The 20,377-nt window shown below is 68.6% G+C and carries 14 protein-coding genes; 9 read left to right on the plus strand and 5 right to left on the minus strand.

The genetic code is table 11. From position 1 onward, the window contains the following. Positions 1–39: 39 nt before the first annotated feature. Positions 40–2,589, minus strand: coding sequence for an ABC transporter permease (locus D456_RS0121305; protein ID WP_017578201.1), 2,550 nt, complete (start codon positions 2,587–2,589; stop codon positions 40–42). Further along, entirely contained in the window at positions 2,589–3,299 is a 711-nt protein-coding gene (locus tag D456_RS0121310; RefSeq protein ID WP_040699841.1) for an ABC transporter ATP-binding protein, read from the minus strand. Before D456_RS0121310 ends, D456_RS0121305 begins: the two co-directional genes overlap by 1 nt. A 158-nt stretch (positions 3,300–3,457) precedes the next feature. Here D456_RS0121310 and D456_RS0121315 point away from each other — a divergent pair, with 158 nt between their 5' ends. Both D456_RS0121315 and D456_RS0121320 read left to right on the plus strand, forming a co-directional pair. Beyond that, positions 3,458–4,684: a sensor histidine kinase gene (locus D456_RS0121315; protein ID WP_017578203.1), complete on the plus strand. Its 1,227-nt coding sequence runs from the start codon at positions 3,458–3,460 to the stop codon at positions 4,682–4,684. Continuing rightward, on the plus strand, positions 4,672–5,340 hold the full coding sequence (locus tag D456_RS0121320) for a response regulator transcription factor (RefSeq protein WP_017578204.1): 669 nt from the start codon (positions 4,672–4,674) through the stop codon (positions 5,338–5,340). Before D456_RS0121315 ends, D456_RS0121320 begins: the two co-directional genes overlap by 13 nt. Here the strand turns inward: D456_RS0121320 and D456_RS0121325 are convergent. After that, positions 5,298–8,330 (minus strand): BTAD domain-containing putative transcriptional regulator, encoded by a 3,033-nt coding sequence (locus D456_RS0121325; RefSeq protein ID WP_152442644.1) that lies wholly within the window; start codon positions 8,328–8,330, stop codon positions 5,298–5,300. The genes D456_RS0121320 and D456_RS0121325 overlap by 43 nt on opposite strands. A 409-nt stretch (positions 8,331–8,739) precedes the next feature. On the opposite strand from D456_RS0121325, the gene D456_RS0121330 reads away from it, so the two are divergent. From D456_RS0121330 to D456_RS24755, 3 genes are read left to right on the plus strand one after another with little or no spacing between them, the layout of a single operon-like run. Beyond that, positions 8,740–9,468: an NUDIX hydrolase gene (locus D456_RS0121330; RefSeq protein WP_017578206.1), complete on the plus strand. Its 729-nt coding sequence runs from the start codon at positions 8,740–8,742 to the stop codon at positions 9,466–9,468. After that, entirely contained in the window at positions 9,465–10,607 is a 1,143-nt protein-coding gene (locus D456_RS0121335; protein ID WP_017578207.1) for a 5'-methylthioadenosine/S-adenosylhomocysteine nucleosidase family protein, read from the plus strand. The genes D456_RS0121330 and D456_RS0121335 overlap by 4 nt, the downstream gene beginning before the upstream one ends. Then, a complete protein-coding gene (locus tag D456_RS24755; protein ID WP_017578208.1) occupies positions 10,604–12,649 on the plus strand; it encodes a hypothetical protein in 2,046 nt (681 codons plus the stop codon). The genes D456_RS0121335 and D456_RS24755 overlap by 4 nt, the downstream gene beginning before the upstream one ends. A 60-nt stretch (positions 12,650–12,709) precedes the next feature. On the opposite strand, the gene D456_RS0121345 is transcribed toward D456_RS24755, so the two are convergent. After that, positions 12,710–13,246, minus strand: coding sequence for an HXXEE domain-containing protein (locus D456_RS0121345; RefSeq protein ID WP_017578209.1), 537 nt, complete (start codon positions 13,244–13,246; stop codon positions 12,710–12,712). A gap of 226 nt (positions 13,247–13,472) precedes the next feature. Here D456_RS0121345 and D456_RS0121350 point away from each other — a divergent pair, with 226 nt between their 5' ends. The 3 genes from D456_RS0121350 (at position 13,473) to ilvD (ending at position 16,605) form a co-directional block, all read left to right on the plus strand. Then, the gene (locus tag D456_RS0121350) at positions 13,473–14,060 is read left to right on the plus strand and encodes a protoglobin domain-containing protein (RefSeq protein ID WP_017578210.1); all 588 of its coding nucleotides are present in this window, start codon (positions 13,473–13,475) and stop codon (positions 14,058–14,060) included. A 127-nt stretch (positions 14,061–14,187) separates the two neighbouring features. After that, positions 14,188–14,535 carry a ferredoxin gene (gene fdxA / locus D456_RS0121355; RefSeq protein ID WP_017578211.1) on the plus strand — a complete coding sequence of 116 codons (348 nt, stop codon included), beginning with the start codon at positions 14,188–14,190 and terminating at the stop codon, positions 14,533–14,535. A gap of 378 nt (positions 14,536–14,913) precedes the next feature. Next, the gene (ilvD, locus tag D456_RS0121360) at positions 14,914–16,605 is read left to right on the plus strand and encodes a dihydroxy-acid dehydratase (RefSeq protein WP_017578212.1); all 1,692 of its coding nucleotides are present in this window, start codon (positions 14,914–14,916) and stop codon (positions 16,603–16,605) included. 102 nt (positions 16,606–16,707) lie between these two features. On the opposite strand, the gene D456_RS0121365 is transcribed toward ilvD, so the two are convergent. Next, entirely contained in the window at positions 16,708–17,694 is a 987-nt protein-coding gene (locus D456_RS0121365) for a PDDEXK family nuclease (protein WP_017578213.1), read from the minus strand. 544 nt (positions 17,695–18,238) lie between these two features. On the opposite strand from D456_RS0121365, the gene D456_RS26960 reads away from it, so the two are divergent. Continuing rightward, positions 18,239–20,287 (plus strand): WD40 repeat domain-containing serine/threonine protein kinase, encoded by a 2,049-nt coding sequence (locus D456_RS26960; RefSeq protein ID WP_017578214.1) that lies wholly within the window; start codon positions 18,239–18,241, stop codon positions 20,285–20,287. Positions 20,288–20,377 lie beyond the last annotated feature (90 nt).

Here is a 20,377-nt window from a genome sequence, read left to right on the forward strand (position 1 = left end):
CCGGGCGGACAGGAACGGACGCCGTCCGAGGGGGATGCTTCAGTCGACCGCACCGATCCCTTCCGTGGGCGGGGTGCGCAGGGCAGAGCGTGCCGGAAGCACGACGGAACAGAACCCCAGCAGTGCCGTGAGGGCCACGACGGCGAGGTAGACCAACGGCGAGCCGGCCGGGACGGGGCTGCCGAGGAAGACCAGGCTCAGCACGGCCAGGGGCAGAGCGGCCACCACCGTGCCCAGCAGGATCGCGAGCACGATGATCACGCACGCCTCCCACCGTTGGGCACTCAGCACTTGGCGGCGGGTGGCCCCGATCATGCGCAGGAGAGCGAACTCGCGCGAGCGGGCTGCGGTGGACATCACCAGGCTGTTGACGACGGCGATGGCGATATAGCCCAGGATGACCGCCAACCCGATCAGGTTGACCCAGGCGGCCAGGTCGGCCTCGGCGCGCGCGCCGTCGGCGAACTCGTCCTTGTCGGTGAGCTGCAGAGTCGGGTACCGCTCGGTGAAGGAGCCCAGCGCTGCCTCCAGTTCTTCGGGCGCTGCCTCCTCGTCCGCGCTCAGCAGGATCCGGGCCGGCGGACCCGTGTGCTCGCCCAGAGCCTCCCGGGGCAGCATCGCCTCGCTCAGCCCGAGCCCACGGTCGTAGGTGGCAACCAGCCGTACCGTGGTCGGGGTGCCGTCTCCCAGGCGTATGTCGATCTCCTCCCCCACGTCCGCCCCGATCAACCTCGCTCCGGAACGCTCCATCGCCACGGTCGCACCCGTCAGTTCGCCCAGGTCGCCCTCGACGAGGCCGGGATCCAGATTTTCCCGCAGACCCTCGCTCTCGACCCCCCATGCGGAGAACGAGGCCAGTTCGGGGTCCCCGAAGACCGATCGGGGCACCACCACACGGGTCTCCTGCAGCGGGGTGACCGCGCTCGTCTGAGGCAGTGCCGCCAAGTCCTCGACGACGCCGGGGCCCGCCCCTCCGGAGCCGGTGTCGGTGACCACGGCGTCCGCCTCGATCCCTCTCTCCACTTGGGCGGAGACCGCTCCGGCCAGCACCGACTGGGTGTGGACCATGGACAGGGTGAAACCGACAGCGAGCACCAACGGGGTCAGGACGGCCCCCAATCGGCGTAGGTCGGCCCCGGCGGACTCGGCGGCGAGGAAGCCGCTCACCCGGATCCGCCGCAGAGGGCGTACCAGGAGTTCCACCAGGGGACGCAGCAGTACCGGCCCCAGGAGCGCCACCGCGATCACCAGCAACAGGGCAGCGCTGCTCGCCCCTGCGGCTCCGAGGTCGTTGCGCAGGGCCACAGGGGTCATCGCCGCGCTCGCGGCCAGCACCACGCACACCATCCCTGCGACGCCCCGCCACCGTGCGGGGGGCTCGGAGGCGGGGCTGTTGCTCTCACGCATCGCCTCCGCGGGGTTGCTCCACGCAGGACGCAGTGCCACGGCCACCCCCGCGATCAGGGAGGTCAGCGTGATCAGTAGCACAGCGATGACCATGGGCAGAGGCCCGATCACGAGCGGCAGGTCGGGGGGAAGGACCCCGAGCCGCTCGAAGGCCGCGTGCATGGCCCTGGCGACCAGGACCCCGGGCAGGCAGCCCAGGAGTCCGGCCGTCAAGGACAGCAGCAGGGCCTCGGCCCCGAGCATGCGCAGGATCTGGCCGGGTGTGGAGCCGATGGCGCGCAGGACGGCGAGTTCCCGCCTGCGGGCGTTGACCGACAGTGCCAGCGTCCCTGCGACCACGAACAGGGAGATGAGTACCGCCAAACCGCCGAAGGACCCGGAGATCATCAGCAGGAGACCGCGCGCCTCGTCCACCTCGGAGAACTCGATCCGGTTGACGGCGTCGCCGGTGTGCACCGTCACGGGGGTCTGCTCCGCGGCGCTCTCCACGGCACGGGTCAGTTCATCGGCCTCCACTCCCGGGGCGGCCACGATCCCGATCGCGTCGTAGGCATCGGGCTCCTGTGCCAGACGGTCGGCCTCCTCGGGGTGCAGGAACACCGATCCGCCCCTGCTGTCACCAGCGTTCTGGTGTGTGACGGTTCCGCTGACCCGGTACTCCTCGGGTACGGCGCCGCTGACCAGCTGTACCGTCTCCCCCGGACCGACCCCGAGGTCCTCGGCCAGGCCGGTGGTCAGCGCCACCTCACCGGCTCTCTCGGGGGCCGTACCCTCCTGCGGGGCGAAGGGCGCCAACGGGGCGGTGTCCCAGCCGTGGCCGGACACCGGTAGGGGGTCCTGTCCCTCGGGTGCTGCGACCGCGAGGGACAGGTGGTGGTCGCCGGCCGCCGTGTCCACCTCGTCCAGGTTTTCCAGTTCGCCGACCAGGTCGGCGGGCAGCCGGACCGGTTCGGGGAGACGTTCGGAGACGGTGAAGTCGCCGCCCGGCAGCCGCAGGGTCTGCTCACCGCCGACGACCGCGTCGGCACCGGCGTACCGGTGAGGATCGACGGAGGAGCGCAGACCGGACTCGGCGAGAACCCCGGAGGCCGTGATCAGAGCGGTGGCGCACATCAAGGCGATGAACGTCCCCACGGATGCGCTCCTGCGGGCACGCAGGGTCTTGCGGGCTATCTCCAGCATCACCGTCCCCCGATCCCGCTCATCCGCTCGGAGACGACGGCGGGGGTGGGCGCCTCGATGGCGTCCACGAGCTCGCCGTCGGCGAGGAAGAGCACGTTCTGGGCGTAGGAAGCGGCCACGGGGTCATGGGTGACCATCAGCACCGTCCGCCCCAGGTTCTCGGCGCTCTCCTGCAGGAGCGAGAGCACCTGGGCGCCGGAACGGGAGTCCAGGGCCCCGGTGGGTTCGTCGGCCAGCACCAGTTCCGGGCGGGTGATGAGCGCGCGGGCAATGGCAGCCCGCTGCTGCTGTCCTCCGGACAGTTCGGCGGGCCGGTGGTGCAGTCGCTCGGCCAGCCCGACCCGCTCGACCACGTGTTCGGCCCATTCCTGGTCCACGGGGGTGCCGCTCAACCGCAACGGCATGGTGATGTTGTCCTGGACCGTGAGCGCGGACAGCAAGTTGTAGGCCTGGAAGACGAAGCCCACCCGTTCACGGCGCAGCCGGGTGAGCCGATTCTCCGACAGGCCGGAGAGTTCGGTCTCCCCCAGCCACACCTCACCACTGGTCGGCCGGTCGAGGCCGGCTGCGCAGTGCAGGAACGTGCTCTTCCCCGAGCCCGAGGGGCCCATTACCGCAGTGAAGCCTGCTTTGGCAAGCTCTACGGAAATACCCTTGAGTGCACTCACTTTCCCAGCACCCGAACCATAAGTACGGTAAACTTCCCGCATTCTCAGCGAGAAACAGTCTTCCGCAATTACGGAAGGCCCGGAACCGCCTCGGCCGCCCACGTCTTTTCCTTCGACCACAAGAACTCCCTTGTCGATTACCCGGCGGATGCTAGCATCAACCCGAAATTGCCCCCTCCCAGATCCCCGGGGATTTTCCTTTGACGCACGCGGGTGAACTCCTGTATCAGCACCGGACGGCGCTGGAGCGCGCGGCTCACGGTGCGCGCTACGCCGCGTCGGCGGGCGCGGGAGCCCTGCGGTCCTGGATGTTGCTGGGCGGGTTCCTGCTGTCCCACGTACTGACCGTCGTCTTCATCCGCACCCCGCTGTTCGCACGGATGACGGCGCTGCTCGAGAAGAGCACCGAAAAGGACGTCCGGCTGGCCTGTGAGCGCTTGGACCGGGACTCCGTACGTGCAGGGACACCACCCCGTCGAGTGGCGTTCCGGCCCTCGATGTACTGGGCAGCGACCCATTCCCTGACCGGACTGGTCTCTGCTCTCGTGGCATTCGTCCTGGCCGTCGGGGTCGTTGTTTCCCTGACATGTCCGCTGTGGTGGTGGCTGCTGCCTCCGGAATTAGCGGTCAGTCCGGGCGGTTACCGGGTGGATTCATGGCCCGCGGCTCTGCTCACCCCGGTCGTGGGCCTGGTCTATCTCGGCCTGTTCGTGTTCTGTGTTCCGCGCCTGGCGGACTGGCACGCCCTCCTGGCGCGACAGATCCTCCTCGACCCGGACAGGGGCAGGCTCAGGACCCGGATCGCGGAGGTCACCGCGCTACGGCAGACAGCCCTGGAAGCACACGGTCTGGAGCTGCGCCGTATCGAGCGCGACCTCCACGACGGGACCCAGAACCGGCTGGTCGCGGTCCGCATGCATCTGGGCCTGGTCGAACGTCTGCTGGCCGAGGACCCCGGACGGGCCCGGGAGCTCGTGGCTGTCGCCAAGGGTGCTGCCGATGAGGCACTCGGTGAACTGCGCAGCGTCGTACGCAGTATCTATCCGCCCATCCTGGCCGACCAGGGGTTGGCCATGGCATTGGAGTCACTGGCCTCGCGTTCGGCCGTGTACTGCTCGGTGGAGGTGGCGGGCCTGCCCCGGTTGCCCGCAGCGGTGGAGACGGCCGCCTACTTCGTGGCCACCGAGGCACTGACCAACGTCGTCAAACACTCGGCGGCCACACGTGCACACATAGCGGCCTGCGAGGAGGGCGGTGTGGTCGGCATCAGGATCACCGACGACGGCCGGGGCGGCGCCGATGACCATCAGGGAAGCGGGTTGTCCGGAATCCACCAGCGGGTGGCGGCTTTCGAGGGGCGGACCAGGATCAGTAGCCCGCCGGGCGGGCCGACCACGATAGAGGTGAAGCTGCCGTGCGCGTTCTGATCGCCGAGGACGATGCGCTCCTGCGCCAAGGGCTCGTCCTGCTCCTGGAGACGGAGGGGTTCGAGGTCGTCGGAGCTGCCCGGGACCTCGCGGAGTTCCGGGCGCTCTTCGACGAGCACCAGCCCGACGTCGCTGTCCTCGACGTCCGCCTGCCTCCCCATTTCCGCCGCGAGGGGCTGGAGGCCGCGATCCGGATCCGCCAGCAGCGTCCGGGGTTTCCGGTGCTGGTGCTGTCGGCCCACGTCGAGGACGGTTACGCCGCCGAACTGCTCTCCGACAGCCGGGCCATCGGCTATCTCCTCAAGGACAGGGTCGGCGACGTCGCCGAGTTCGTGGATGCGCTGGGCCGGGTCGCCCGCGGAGGGGTCGCTCTGGACCCGGAGGTGGTCTCCCACCTGATGCGCGGCTCCGACAGCGGGGATCCATTGGGGTCACTGACCCCCCGCGAGCTCCAGGTGCTCGGGCTCATGGCCGAGGGCCACGGCAACACACGCATCCGCGAACTGCTCGGGCTGTCCACACCCGCGGTGGGCAAACACATCGGTTCGGTCTTCACCAAACTCGGGCTCACCCAGGAAGGCAGCGGACACCGCCGCGTCCAGGCGGTGCTGGCCTACTTGAGGAGCGGCGCGGCCCCCGAGGCACCTTCGGTGTAGGCGCGGTCGAACGCCTCCTGCCCCAGGGCCGCACTCAGCTCCCGCACCAGCGAACGCACCCTGGGGTTCCCGTGGTCGCGCCGCCCGCGCAGACGGGTGGCGGTGCCGAGTGCACGGGCCGCTTCCGCCGGTTCCTCCGCCTGCCATCGAACTCCGGCCAGCAGTTCGGCCGCCTGCGCGCGGACGTCGGGTATCCAGAGCAGGCGGGCGGTATCCCACGCCCGGAGCCCTCTCTCCCAAGCCCGCTCCGTCTCGTTCTCGGCCAGGGCGAGCATGCCCTCCTGGCACAGCAGCACCACTCGTAGGTAGTCCGGGTCGGCCAGCGGTCCCGACAGCAGCTCACGGGCCCGCTCGAGCAGTTCACGGGCGGCTTCGGTCCGTTCCCGGAGCAGGGCCAGTTCCGCCAGTCCGGCCAGACACAGGATGCGGTGCTCGACGGTTGCGGTCTCCGTCGTGTCCAGGACCTCGCGGAAGGTTTCCTCGGCCTCGGCGGTGTTCCCGGCCCGGGTGAGTTCATCCCCCAACCGGATCAGGACGAGGGTGAAGTGTTCGGAGGCGCCCAACGAGCGCTTCAGTTCCAGGACACGTCTGAGATCGGCGATCGCGCCGTCCACGTCGCCGCGTGCGGAACGGAACCCCGCCGAAGCGGTGATCAGCTGCGCGCTCGTCCACGCGTCCCCCAGTTCCCAGAAGGCCTCCGCTGCCTCCTGGATGCCACGCTCGGCCCCGGCCGCGTCCCCGGTGGCCTCGACCACTAGTGCGGAGGCGGCGCGGCCCGCGGCTCGCACCCAGGGATGGGGGTGGGCCAGGGCGGTCCCGGCATCGGCCCGCACCCCTTCGTGGTCGCCCTGCAGGAGACGGTACTTGGGGATGATCATCGCCAACGGCGGGTGCGCCGCCAGCGCTGCAGCGCCGGCCATCGCCGACCCGGCGCGGTCCCCGGCCCCGGTACAGCCGGCGGGCTCGGACCGGGGCAGGACGGACCGCACTGCGGTCGCGAGCATCCGGCTGTTGGGACCGTGGGCCCCGGGATGTCGGTCGAGCTCGTCGTACCAACGCCCGGCCTCCTCGTAACGGCCCCGGATGATCCAGTACCAGCTCAACGCCGCGACGATGCGCACCGCCCGGGTCGGGTCCCCGCCGGCACAGGCGTGGTGCAGGCTCTCCAGGAGATTCTCGTGCTCGCTGTCGAGGACCTCCAACCCGCGCGGCTGGTCCCGACCGAGCACCATCTCGGCGGCTTCCTCGGCCAGGTCGACGGCGTGAGCGGCGGCCGCCTCGCGCGTGCGCGCCTCCTCACCGGTCTGCCGCAACCGTTCGGACAGGTAGACCCGGGCGGTCTCCAACAAGCGGTACCGCGGCTCCCCCGGGCGCACCTCAGTGACCGAGAGCAGGGACTTGTCGGTGAGGGAGGACAACAGGTACGGCACCTCGTCCTCGGCCACGCTCTCCCCTGTGCACACGGCCCGGGCGCTGTCCGCGACGGCCCCTCCCGGCAGCACTGACAGGCGGCACGCCACCAGCCGTTCCTGGTCGGTCAACAGGTCCCAGGTCCAGTCCAGCACGGCGCGCAGGGTCCGGTGGCGGGCGTTGCCGGAACGCCGTGTGCCCGACAGGAGGCGGAAACGTTCGTCGAGGTGGTGGGCGATCTGCTGCACCGGCATCGAGCGGGTGCGCGCGGCCGCCAGTTCGATGCCCAGAGGAAGCCCGTCCAGCCGTCGGCAGATCTCGATCACCACCGGGGTGTTGTCGGCGTCGAGGGTGAATCCGGGCCGGGCCAGTGACGCCAGCTCGGTGAACATGGCAACGGCCTCGCCGCCGTCCTCCTCGGTCACGTGTAGGGGCTCGACACGGAGCAGGGCCTCGCCGTCGGCCGCCAGGGGTTCGCGGCTCGTGGTCAGGATCTGCAGGTCCGGGCACCGGATGAGCAGGCGGTGCACAAGGGAGGCGGCCTCGTCGGCCAGGTGTTCGCAGTTGTCCAGGACCAGCAGGGTGGGCACTGCCGACAGGGCCGAAACCAACCGGGTGAACCTGTCCTGGCCGGGGGCCGCCAGGAAAGCTTCACCCGTGCCCAGCATGGCGGAGACGGCCTCGATCAGGCTGCCGTCCTCACGCAGGGGTCCCAGTTCAGCGAAGCGCACCCGCAGGTGCGCAGCGGCGCGGGTGGTGTATTCGGCGGCCAGTCGGGTCTTACCGACCCCGCCGGGCCCGAGCAGGGTCACCAGGCGGGTGCGTTCCATGAGCGTGTCGATGGCGGCGAGCTCCTCGGACCGCCCGAAGAAGCGGGTCAGGTACGGGTTGCTCCACTCCGAGGTCCGTGCCGGGGCGCGATCACGCAGGATCTGGCCGTGGAGTTCACCGATCCACGGGGCCGGGTCGGCCCCCAGGTCCTCGGCCAGGGCGCGTCGGAGGTCCTCGTGCACGGCCAGGGCCGCACTGCTCTGCCCGCTCTCGTGCAGAATCCGCATGAGCAGACCGTGGCTGCGTTCCCGGGTGGGGTGGGCCGAGCACAGGGCGCGGAGCCGGGGGACGACCGCGGTGGGCTCACCCGTGCGCGAGGCGGCTTCGGCGCGGTCCTCGGCGGCCGCTGTGCCGAGCTCCTCCAGGCGCAGTGCTTCCCTGCGGGCGAAGTCGGCCTCCACCCCGCCCAAGGGGGCTCCCCGCCACAGGGCCAACGCCTCGTCCAGTACTTCTTCCGCACGGTCGGGGGCGTGTGCTCTGAGCAGCCGGGCGCCGTCGGCGGCCAGGTGTTCGAAGTGCAGGACGTCGACCTCATCGGCCGGCAGGTCCAGCAGGTAGCCGCCGCTCCGGGCGTGGGGGCCGATCGTCAGGCCGTGTCCGTCCAGCCGGGCCCGGGTGCGTGAGACCAGACGCCGGAGGGTGTCCGCACCGCCTTCGGGGGGATCGCCCTCCCACAGGTCGTCGATGAGCGTGTCCACGGGCACCACTCGTCCCGCGGACAGGGCCAGCCGTGCCAGGAGAACGGACATGCGCCGTCCCCCGAGCGGGAGGGGATCACCCTTGCCGTCCCGGATCCGGAGGGGGCCCAGCATGCACACACGCACCCGGTCAATCTGTCAGAACGGCCGCCGGACCAACAAATCCGGGGCCCTGTTCGCACTCGCCCGGGCGGCCCGCGCTGATCGCCCGTGTTCGCCGGGTTCTGCACCGCCCCTGTCCACGCAGGGGTACCGGATCGGCCTCCGCCGCTCTTTCCCTGGACCGTGAAACCTGTGCGCCCCGCGCCACATATGAGAAAGAAGCCGCATCGGACATTCATGCCATAAATAAACATCACCACCACCCACCACAGAAACCCCATAAGGCAAACAGAAAAACATACTCAAAAACAGGGGAAACCCCTTCCTGTTGATCTGACAAAAAGATAATGTTCCCGCTATGGAAGAAACATCCTGGGAACCACCCCCCGTCCTCCTGGCGGTCGACCTGGTGATCCTCACCCTGCGCTCCTCGAGGCTGCACGTCCTCCTCGTGGAGCGCGGGATCGAACCGTACGAAGGGGCCTCGGCGCTGCCCGGCGGTTTCCTCTTCGACTCGGGAGAGGACATCCGTGCCGCCGCACACCGGGAACTGTCCGAGGAAGCCAACCTCGACGCCTCACGGCTGCACCTGGAACAACTGGGCGCCTACGGGTCCCCCGACCGAGATCCTCGTGGCCGAGTCGTCTCCGTGGCCTACCTCGCCATCGCCCCCGGCCTGCCCGAGCCCGAAGCCGGTACCGACGCATCGGCGGCCTCATGGCTGCCCGTGGAGGAGTTCACCTCCGGACGCGCGCCCCTGGCCTTCGACCACCACCGCATCCTCGAGGACGGCGTGGAACAAGCCCGTACCGAACTCGAGCACACGTCCCTGGCCACGGCCTTCTGCAACGAGACCTTCACGATCTCCGAACTCCAACGGGTCTACGAGGCCGTGTGGGGACAGCAACTCGATCCGCGCAACTTCTACCGCAAGGTCCAGGCGGTCCCGGGTTTCATCCTCCCTGCGGTGTCGGACCGCCGGCCGACGCGCGGTCGGCCCGCCCGACTGTTCCGACGCGGCCCCCGGACCCGGCTACGGCCCCCGATGATGCGCCCCGACCCCCCGACACAGAGCGAGGAACGATGAACGACACCCCGGTGGTGGTACTGACCGCCCTCAACCTCGAATACGAAGCCGTACGGGAGAAACTCACCTCCCCCGAGCCGTACCTGCATCCCCGCGGCACCCTGTTCGAGGTGGGCACGCTGCCCGGGGGCCGGGGCCGCGTGGCCCTCGCGCTCACCGGCAAGGGCAACCAGTCCTCGGCCGTCCTGACGGAGCGGGCGATCCAGGAGTTCTCCCCTGCGGCATTGCTCTTCGTGGGCGTGGCCGGAGCCCTGTGGGACACCCCGCTGGGCGACGTGGTGGTGGCCACCCACGTGTACGCCTACCACGGCGGAACCAGCGAGGACGACGGCCTCAAGGCCCGCCCGCGTGCGTGGGAGTCCCCCCACGGGATCAGCCAGACGGCCCAGCACCTGGCCAGGCTCGGCACCTGGTGCCGGCATGCCCCTGCCCAGCAGGACCGGCCTCACGTGCACTTCGGCCCCATCGCGGCAGGGGAGGTCGTCCAGAACTCCCGCGTCTCCCATGAAGCCGCGTGGATCCGGCAGACCTACAACGACGCGCTCGCGGTCGAGATGGAAGGCGCCGGTATCGCCCAGGCAGGACACCTGAGCGGGACACCGGTCGCCGTCGTGCGCGGGATCAGCGACCGCGCCGACGGGGAGAAGGCCACCGAGGCCGACCGGGCCTGGCAGCCGGTCGCCGCAGCCAACGCCGCCGACTTCGCACTCGAGCTCGCCGGAGAGCTCGTAGGAACAGAGGAGCCCTCCAGCATGCGCGAGAAGAAGGACCCCCGCGACACCGGCAACGTCACCAACACCTCCAACGGGACCGTTGGTGTCCAGGCCGGCCATGTCAGCGGTGGCACGTTCCACGTATCGCTCCCGGCCTCCGGAGCGGCCCCCGACGTGGTGGCAGAACTGGACTCCCTGCGCGAGGGGTTGGCGCAGGAACGCTCCGCCGGACGCATCGACGAGGAGACGTACGAGGCGGCATCGGAGGAACTCGACACCGCGAGCAAAGGGATCGAGGAAGGCACCCCCGAGGGGAAGAAGTCCTCGATCCTGGCCCTGAAGCGCCTGTGGGGCCTGCTCGGCGACCTCGCGTCCTTGGGCGCCAGGATCGCACCTCTGATCAGCGCGGTGAAGGGGACCTCATGAGCGGGCCCGAGACCGGCAACACCGGTGACACCACCAACACGGCCGGGGCGGGGGCCTTCGTCGGGGGCCAGTTCGGCCACGTGCACGACTCCGACATCTACCTGGTGGGCCCCGACGCCCAACCGGAAGACAAGTACAGGGTCGGCCTCCGGTACCTGCAGAACGGGGTTCCGGCCAAGGCACGCGACCTGATCACCGAAGCCGTCGCCGATGGGCACGACAGCGGGGAGGTCGCTTTCCACCGTGTCCTGTCCGTGCTCAGCAAACGTTCCTTCCGGGATCTCTCCTCCGAGGACCACCAGGAGCTGCGCCTGCTGTCCGTACGTGCGCACACTTACCCCGAGGACGAGTGGACGAAGGCACTCGACGCGGTCTTCGTATTACTGGCCTGCCTGGCCGGGCAGAACAACAGCTCGGAAGCCACGGTCGATGCCCTGCTCGCGCTTCCCTCCGAGCAACGTCGACCCATCATCCACCACCTGAGCCTCATGATCACCGGCGGCATGAAGGAGGGGCTGTGGATACACACCGTCCGCGATGCGGAGCAGACCGTACACGGCAACGGCCGCACCGAACGTGTCTGGTCCTACTTCGAACCCGTCCCCATCGGTGCCCGTGTCAGGGAACCGAAACCGAGCAGCACCACGTCGTGGGACCTCTTCTGGGCGTCGGTCTGGTCCGTCCTGCTCGCCTGTTGCGCCGGAACCATCGGGTGGGCGGCCCTCACCCATGGCGGCCCCTTCGTTCTGCTGACCTGTCTCCTGGCTCCGGTCGCCGGGTACTTCGCGTTGCACGAGGCTCTTCTCTGGTGGCACCGGAACCGGCTCCTCCAGGGCGGGGAGAACAGGAACCTCATCAAGCCCCGCGCGAAGGCACCCCCGAAGGGCGGGTTCGCCGACCGCGTCGACCACGACTTCGAGCACTACTTCTCGAAATACGCTCCTGAGCCCGCGCAACGGAGGCAGTGGCTCGACGAGACGGCTGCTGTTCGGCGGGCACTGCGCGACGAGGTGGTCCACCTCTACCGCGAAAGCGAGGTCGAGGCCGGACGGGTCCGCTGGCTGATCCGTTACATGGCACGCGATGTCCGGCAGCGTTCACGTTCGGACAGGCCGCTCGATCCCCGGGCGCGGCACGGGGCTGGGGCGATGACCAAGGCGAGGGCCGTGTTCTTCTCCGCCCTCACCGCGGCCGGTCTCATGACCGTAGTTGTCACCGCGCTCTTCCACGTGCCGGCCACCGCTGTGGGCTGCCTCCTGCTCGCGGGGGTGGGGGCCAGGTTCGCCCTGCCCCTCTGGGCGACACTCATCAGCGAGTCGTGGCGGGTCCGGGAGGAAAGGCGGGAGAGCGAGCAGATCCGCAAGGAGCGGGGGGCCGAGTACCACCGGTGGAAGAGCAAGCTGGAGCGTCTGCGCCCCACGGAACCGGAGATGGAGGCCTGGCTCAACGCCGACAAGACCCTTGTCCTCCAGCACGCGCTCTCCCGCTACCGGTTGTCGTGGCACGAGATCGTCGCTCACACGTTCCTGCATGTCGCGGACCAACCGTGCCGACGGGCCATGGTGCCAGGTGGTGCGTGGCGCTACTCGAAGTACGTGATCCGGCTCTTCCTCGTCACCGGCGAAGGGGTTCGGGACGTGGAGGCCCGGCTCGACTTCAACAAGGGCGTGGTCGGCAGGCGTGAGTTCGAGGAGTTCCGCTTCGACACGGTCTCCTCGGTTCGCGTGACAGAACAGAGCCGGGTCAGCTACACGCTGTATCTGACCTTGAACAACGGAGGCCCCAGAGAGATCACTGTGTCCGAGCCCCCGACCGATGCCCCGGAGCACGAGGAGGAGGAAGGCGATGTCGAGATGGTGAACCTCGACGCCTCCGGCTTCTTCCACACGCGGCGCATCCTGGAAGGGATCGCCGCCGAGGGCAAGGCCTGGATCTCCCGGGACCGGGACCGGCGCGACCACAAACGTCCGGGCTCCTACCCGACCGGCACCGATGAACAGCACGCTGACGAGGGAACGGCAGTGGTACGTACCGAGGGGTGAAACACGGGGCGGGGTCGCCCGCCCCGTGTTCGCTGCTCGGCTCCACGACCGGCACGGACCTCACAGGGGCAGGTACTGCGCCGGCACGAGCGCGCCGAACAGGAGGACGAACGCGAGGAGCACGGTCCCGACCACCGATCCAGCCGTCCATCGTGTGGCGGGCAGGCGCCGGAGCACGAGGATGCTCACGGGCAGCAGTACGAGCACGCTCGTGAACATCCCCGGCATGGGGTCCCAGGACACGAAGCTCATGAGGATGTGGCTGACGGCGTTGACGATCAGCGCGTAGGCGACCGCCGTGAGCGCTTCGATTCCCCATCGGGGAGGCATGAACACCGAAACCACGGCGATGATCCCCACGGCCACGGTCACAATGACGAGCGCGGCGGTGAACTGTCCGTCGCTCAGGTGGGAGGCCTGTGGGGGGAACCATGGTCGCTCGGTGAGCCACCGGTTGAGGCCGAGCATCCCCTCCTCGACGTTGTGCACCGTCAGAGCTGCGAGGGTCACCAACCACAGTGCGGCTGCCGGTCTACGTGTGTGCGGCCCGTCCGCCGCATCCGGTTCGCCGACGGATCCGGACTCCGTGTCGCTCATCCGGTGAGTTTACGGCGCCGGTAGGTCTTCTCTGCTGCCTGTGCCATCGGGGCTCGCCATCTCCAGCCCCATGGATGTGCCCCGCCCACACACCGGTGCCCGGTCAGGCGGGTCCGAGCAGACAGGGGCCGACCCGCCTCGACGGGTGTTTGTCCTGTGTACAGGGCCGAAGCGCTCCTACGCTGACCCTTTCAGGGGCAATCCCGCACGCACGGAGGGCAGAGGAATGAGCGAGTCGATCCCCGGCTACACCTACGGCAGCAGCGGCACAGCCGCGTCTCCGGTCGACACGGAGGAACTGGCCCAGCTCAAGGCCACCGTGATGTTCACCGGCGACGACGAGCAGGCGCTGCGGACGGCGGGGGACGTGCTCGAGGACCAGGTCGATGACGTGCTCGACGTCTGGTACGGGTTCGTCGCCGACCACCCGCATCTGGTGGCCTACTTCTCCACACCCGGAGGTGAACCGATCCAGGAGTACCTGGACCGCGTGCGGCCGCGGTTCAGCCAGTGGATCCTCGACACCTGCCGGCGTCCCTACGACCGGACCTGGCTCGACCACCAGGAAGAGATCGCCCAGCGCCACACCCACGAGAAGAAGAACACCACCGACGGCGCGGACTCGGTGGACAACATCCCGCTGCGCTACATCATCGCCTTCATCTACCCCATCACCGCCACCATGCGGGATTTCCTGGGCAAGAAGGGGCACAGCGCCGAGCAGGTGGAAGCGATGCACCAGGCCTGGTTCAAGGCGGTGACCCTGAACGTGGCGCTGTGGGCACGGCCGTACGTACGCGACGGCGACTGGTAAACCGTGTCCGGTGGCCCGGGCAGCGGCCCGGGCCGTTTCTTCACCCCGACATTTTCGCCCGCACCGAATGCCCTTATTTTACTTCCAAAAAAGGCCGTGAAAATCCGACAGACATAAAATTCGGAATATGACCTATGTGATCGCCCAGCCGTGTGCGGACGTGTTGGACCGCTCTTGCGTGGACGAGTGTCCGGTCGACTGCATCTACGAAGGCGACCGGATGCTGTACATCCAGCCCGAGGAATGCATCGACTGCGGCGCCTGCGAACCGGTGTGCCCGGTCGAGGCCATCTACTACGAGGACGACCTTCCCACGGAGTTCGACGCGTATCTGGCAGACAACGAGGAGTTCTTCACCCAGCCGCTGCCCGGCCGCACGGACCCGTTGGGCTCTCCCGGGGGCGCCGCCAGGATCGGCCGGGTCGGGGTGGACACGCCTATGGTGGCGAGCCTGCCCCCACAAGGCGAGGCGTGAAGAGCCGAGGACGGCCCCGGGCGGGGCCGCCCGGCAGCTGTCCGAGCACCGCCAGGAGGAGCCGCGGCCCACGTGGTCGGGCGCTACCGCTGTCTCTGTACCGGGTCCGACGTTCGATAGCATGCCGCAATACGTTCCCCACAGGACCGGTACAGGCCACCGCCCCACAGCCGCCTCCTGGAACCGCGCAGTCTCAGCGCTGGGTCGACCGTGTCCCGGATCGGGAAGGCACGGCTCACACCGGGTCCGCGAGAGGGCGGGGTGTCCGTCGCCCAACCATGCAGCGACCGGATGCTTCCGCCGACCGGCATCCCGGTTCCGGGCCGGGAACGAGGACCGTGCATCAGTTCGCCGCCAACCCCGTACGAGGTATCCGCTATGGCCATCGATCCGAAACCGCGCAGCCGCACCGTCACCGACGGTGTCGAGGCCGCCCCTGCCCGCGGCATGCTCCGCGCCGTCGGTATGGGCGACGGTGACTGGGACAAACCGATCATCGGGGTGGCCGGCTCGTGGAACGAGATCACCCCCTGCAACCTCTCCCTGGACCGTCTTGCCCGCGCTTCCAAGAGCGGCGTGCACGCCGGGGGCGGTTACCCCTTGGAGTTCGGCACGATCTCGGTCTCGGACGGCATCTCCATGGGTCACGAGGGCATGCACTTCTCCCTCGTCTCGCGTGAGGTGATCGCCGACTCCGTGGAGACGGTCATGCAGGCCGAGCGCCTGGACGGGTCGGTCCTGCTCGCGGGCTGCGACAAGTCGCTGCCGGGCATGCTCATGGCGGCCGCACGCCTGGACCTGGCCTCGGTCTTCATGTACGCGGGCACCATCGCGCCCGGTTGGGTGAAGCTGTCCGACGGCACGGAGAAGGACGTGACGCTCATCGACGCCTTCGAGGGGGTGGGCGCCTGCAAGGCAGGCAGGATGAGCAGGACCGACCTCGACAAGGTCGAACGCGCCATCTGTCCCGGCGAAGGCGCCTGCGGCGGCATGTTCACCGCCAACACCATGGCTTCGATCTCCGAGGCGATGGGGATGAGCCTTCCCGGTTCGACCTCTCCCCCGTCCGCCGACCGGCGCCGCGACAACTACGCGCACCTGTCCGGTGAAGCGGTGGTCAACATGCTCCAGCAGGGCATCACCGCGCGCGACATCATGACGAAGAAGGCGTTCGAGAACGCCATCACCGTGGTCATGGCGCTGGGCGGTTCCACCAACGCGGTCCTGCACCTGCTCGCCATCGCCCACGAGGCCAAGGTCGACCTCCGACTCGAGGATTTCAACCGCATCGGTGACCGTGTGCCGCACATCGCCGACCTCAAGCCGTTCGGCAAGTACGTGATGAAGGACGTCGACCAGGTGGGCGGCGTGCCCGTGCTGATGAAGGCGCTCCTGGACGCGGGGTTCCTGCACGGCGACGCACTCACCGTCACGGGCCGGACCGTTGCGGAGAACCTGCAGGACCTGGAGCCGGACCCGATCGACGGCACCGTCCTGCGCGGCCTCGACGATCCCCTCCACCCCACCGGCGGCCTCACCGTCCTGCGCGGATCGCTCGCACCGGAGGGCGCCGTCGTCAAGACCGCCGGGTTCGACACCGAGGTCTTCACCGGGCCGGCGCGTGTGTTCGAACGCGAGCAGGCGGCGTTGGACGCGCTCAGCAACGGGGAGATCCACAAGGGCGACGTCGTGGTGATCCGCTACGAGGGGCCCAAGGGCGGCCCCGGAATGCGGGAGATGCTGGCCATCACCGCGGCGATCAAGGGCGCGGGCCTGGGCAGCGACGTCCTGCTGCTCACGGACGGACGTTTCTCCGGTGGCACGACGGGCCTGTGCGTGGGCCACCTCGCCCCGGAGGCGGTCGACGGCGGAGCCATCGCGTTCGTCCGCGACGGGGACAGCATCAGTGTCGACATCGGGGAGCGCACCATCGATCTCCACGTCGACGCGGAGGAGATCGAGGCACGCCGGGACGGCTGGGAGCCCCTGCCCAACCAGTTCCCGGAGGGTGTGCTCGGCAAGTACACGAAGCTGGTACGTTCCGCCTCCACCGGCGCCATCACGTACTGAGGCTGTAGGGGGCGCGGCCGGCGCGGTGTGGCGATCGCGCCGGCTTCAGGTTGTTAGTGCTCTTGTAGGCACTGAAAACGTTTTCTGGTGCCCGTACTAGCACTAACAACCCCGCCCGGCGGCCCGGGCCAGGACCGAGGTGATGTAGGCGGGCCGCGCCAGGTCCTGCCAGGTGAACCGGACGATGCGCACCCCCGGGTAGTGCAGCTGAAGGGCGTTCTGGCGTGTGCGGTCCCTGGCCAGGGCCTCGGGGCGACTGTGCGGCCCGAGGCCGTCCGCCTCACCGATGAGCCGCAGATCCTCCCACCACAGGTCGGCCACAGCGATGAGCCGACCGGCATCGTCCACGAAGCGGTGCTGGAGATCGGTGGGCGCAAACCCGGCGTCCGTACAAACCAGACGCACCCTGGTCTCCAACGGGCTCTCGGCCCGACCGTCCGCCAGGAACCACCAAGGATATGTGCGTACGCACCCCTTGCGGTGCCGGTTGGCCAGGGCCAGCACGTCGAGGTCTTCCGCGCGGACGAGGGCCTGGTTGAGCGCCGAGTCCATGAGGCACACGGCGGTCTCGCGATCCACCTCCAGAAAGGTGTCGCGCAGGCTCCGCCCGGGCGTGGTCAATCGCAGAGAACCGTCGAGCGCGGTGATCTCTCCCGTGCCGATCTCCCAGGTGTGCAGCGTGATGCGGTGGCGGTGCCGCTTCGTCCCGGGCCCGGGAACGACCATGTGCACCGTGTGCCCGTCCCAGCGGGGCAGTCCCTGCATGCCCCAGAGGTGCGCGGCCGTCTGTGCTCCCGCGAAGGAACGCGGCCCCAACGCCAGCTGTGCGGCCATGACCGACGTGCGAAGGAAACCGTCGGTGTCGGAGCGGTCCACGAGTGAACGCACGGAATAGACCCCGGTGTGGGGGTGGCCCAGGGTGCCGTTGCGTTTGAGACCGCGGAGGTCGCTGTGGCTGAGTCCCGCACATCTGGCCTGGTGTCCGCTGATCACCCCGTGTTGCCTTTCGGCGATCGCCATGGCGTTGAGGAAGGGAGTGTCAGGGTGGTCGTCCGGGGCGAGAGACAAGGGGACTGCCGGCACATCCATGACTCAAGGATGCTCGCAAGCGCTCGGCTCGCACAGATGCGAACCGTGGCCTGTGGACAACGCGGGAGGCGGACCACCCTGACCGGCCACGAAGGAACAGTCGAGTCGGTGGTCTTCCCGCGGATGGCGACGGCATCTCCGCGGCCGGAGAGGGCAGCATGCTTCGACCACGCACCGGGCCAGGTCCAGGCGTCCGGCGGGCGTGAGCTTGGCGTTGGCATGGGTAATGTGGGCCACGGAGGGCCTCCTGACTTGCTTCAGGTGTTGATCTTGGTCGATTCACACCTATGTCGGAGGCCCTCTCTTGCGGTCAAATCAGCCCCGGCCTGAACTTCCTCCCGCTCGACAAGGAGGCGCCTGCTGATCGGTGTCCTGGGCAAGTTCTGGGCCCATCGTCTTCCCCATGAGACAGACCGAGCCATCACGGGCCCCGAGCTCCGCCCGCAGGCTCGTCCCTCGACACCACTGCCTCTGCAGTGAATCCGACGCGTTCGGTACCGTGCCGTAGTCCCCCCAGACCGACAGGACCGGGAAAGAAGCCGAAGTGAGCCCCCTCCAAGACCATGACCCCCGCACGATCGGTCTTTACACCCTCGAGTCCCGGTTGGGCTCCGGCGGGATGGGTCAGGTCTATCTGGCCCGCACACCGGGTGACAGGCCCGTCGTTGTCAAGGTCGTGCGACCCGAACTCGCGCATGATGAAGAGTTCCGACGCCGCTTCGCGCGAGAGGTCGATGCGGCGCGGAGGGTCGGGGGTTTCCACACGGCGCAGGTCGTGGACGCCGATCCCGAAGGAGAGCCTCCCTGGGTCGCCACGGCCTACATTTCCGCCCCTTCTCTGGAGCAGGTACTCGAGAAACAGGGGCCACTCGGTGAGCCTGAACTGGAATCACTGGCCAAGGGACTCGCGGAGGGCCTCGATGCCATCCATGCGTGCGGGTTGGTGCACCGGGACCTGAAACCCGGCAACATTCTCATGGCCGAGGACGGCCCCAGGATCATCGATTTCGGCATCGCACGCACGCTCGACGCGGGATCGACGACGGTCACCGGACAGGTCGTGGGCACACTTCCCTACATGTCGCCCGAACAGGTCCAAGAGCGAACAGTGGGGCCTGCGAGCGACATGTTCTCCCTGGGAACCGTGATCGCCACCGCCGCCAACGGCACCAACCCGTTCTCCGCGGACTCCATGGCAGCCGTCGTACTGCGGATCATCTCGCCTGCGCCCTCTATGGAGGGGGTGCCCGACCGGCTCCGTTCCGTGGTGGAAGCCTGCTGGGAGCACGACCCGGAGCTGCGTCCGGCCCCGCGCGAGATCACAGCACGGTTGTCGGCGCAGAGCATCCCTGCATGGGAAGAGAACGCAGAACCGGACCATTTCGAGAACGACGAACTCGGTGATGACCAAGAGGAGACCGACGTATCCTCAGGTCCTCTCCGGACACCCGTGGCTTCCCTGGCTGCGACCAAAGTCTTGGATCACACTCGGCCCGTTGCATCGCCCTTCCCCGATTCGCCACGGCGCCCATTGGTGGCCGGAGGCTTGTGCGTCGTGCTGCTGGCGGCCCTGATCACTTGGATGTCGGTAAAGCCTTTCTCCGCCCCTGTGTTGGACCCGGAGACCACGATCGATGTCCAAGAGGACCTGTACGAAGAGGGCGAAGAGCCCGAGAGCAGGGTCGGTTCACTGGTGCTGAGCCCGGACGGCGCCACCCTCGCCGGCAAAGACCGATTCGCTCTCGATCTGGGCTTCAAGCGGCCCACCTCGTACCGGAACCATGTCCGGCTGTGGGACGCCGAGACCCTGGAACCGATCGGCGACATGCAAGGCAGAGACGATCGCACTCTCCTGAACGTTGCGTTCTCCGAGGACGGAACCGCCCTGGTCCGGACGGGGGCTCTTCTGGAAGAAGACGCGCAGCTGTGGGACATCGCGGAACGTGAGTTGAAGCTGGAACTGGATGAGGAGGTCGACCGTATGTACGTCGGCCCGGACGCTTCCACAGTTCTCACGGAGCAAGACGATAACGGCATCCGTGAGTGGGATCTGACCAGTGGAGCACTGGTGGACGAGCACCCCGCGCAAAAACCGCCGTTGCTCGCGGGTGCCCTCTCCCCCGACCGCACCCACTCGGCCACGGTCGACGGTATCGAGGTGACCGTACGGGAGGTTCCTTCCGGTGAAACGGTGTTCACGACCGACAACAACACAGCCGAGGTCGAATCCACGGCCTTGAACCAGGGCGGGGACGTGCTCGCAACCCTCGACGAAATCGGCATCACACGCCTGTGGGACCTCTCCGCCGGGGAACTGAACGCCACGATCACCACACAGGAAGACACATTCATCTCTCGTCACTTCGGTGACGGCCCGGACGTCACCGCACTGGCCCTCAGCCCGGACGGGACGATGGTCGCGCTCGGTGGCGCCGACGGTGATGTGCGCTTGTGGGACACTCGCGAGGGCGAGCACCGGTCCACCTTGACCGGACACGAGGGAGAGGTCGGATCGGTGGTCTTCACCGCCGATGGTGGCGGCGTCTTCGCCGCCGGTGAAGGCAGCATGCTCCACAAATGGACGCTCCCCTGACCTCTACTGTTCCTGTCGCCGCACGGTGCGAAGCTTTCGGTCCAATGCACGGCAGCGGATCTGGTGCTCGATGTGGGCACGCTCTGACAC

It is taken from the genome of Nocardiopsis kunsanensis DSM 44524 (assembly GCF_000340965.1).
Lineage (GTDB): Bacteria > Actinomycetota > Actinomycetes > Streptosporangiales > Streptosporangiaceae > Nocardiopsis > Nocardiopsis kunsanensis.

Bases quoted from the DNA above. Each gene is read 5' to 3' on its own strand.
- D456_RS0121335 (WP_017578207.1), top strand. From the start codon at position 9,465: ATGAACGACACCCCGGTGGTGGTACTGACCGCCCTCAACCTCGAATAC.
- D456_RS24755 (WP_017578208.1), top strand. From the start codon at position 10,604: ATGAGCGGGCCCGAGACCGGCAACACCGGTGACACCACCAACACGGCC.
- D456_RS0121365 (WP_017578213.1), bottom strand. From the start codon at position 17,694: ATGGATGTGCCGGCAGTCCCCTTGTCTCTCGCCCCGGACGACCACCCT.
- D456_RS0121350 (WP_017578210.1), top strand. From the start codon at position 13,473: ATGAGCGAGTCGATCCCCGGCTACACCTACGGCAGCAGCGGCACAGCC.
- ilvD (WP_017578212.1), top strand. From the start codon at position 14,914: ATGGCCATCGATCCGAAACCGCGCAGCCGCACCGTCACCGACGGTGTC.
- fdxA (WP_017578211.1), top strand. From the start codon at position 14,188: ATGACCTATGTGATCGCCCAGCCGTGTGCGGACGTGTTGGACCGCTCT.
- D456_RS0121330 (WP_017578206.1), top strand. From the start codon at position 8,740: ATGGAAGAAACATCCTGGGAACCACCCCCCGTCCTCCTGGCGGTCGAC.
- D456_RS0121310 (WP_040699841.1), bottom strand. From the start codon at position 3,299: ATGCGGGAAGTTTACCGTACTTATGGTTCGGGTGCTGGGAAAGTGAGT.
- D456_RS0121345 (WP_017578209.1), bottom strand. From the start codon at position 13,246: ATGAGCGACACGGAGTCCGGATCCGTCGGCGAACCGGATGCGGCGGAC.
- D456_RS0121325 (WP_152442644.1), bottom strand. From the start codon at position 8,330: ATGTCCGTTCTCCTGGCACGGCTGGCCCTGTCCGCGGGACGAGTGGTG.
- D456_RS0121305 (WP_017578201.1), bottom strand. From the start codon at position 2,589: ATGCTGGAGATAGCCCGCAAGACCCTGCGTGCCCGCAGGAGCGCATCC.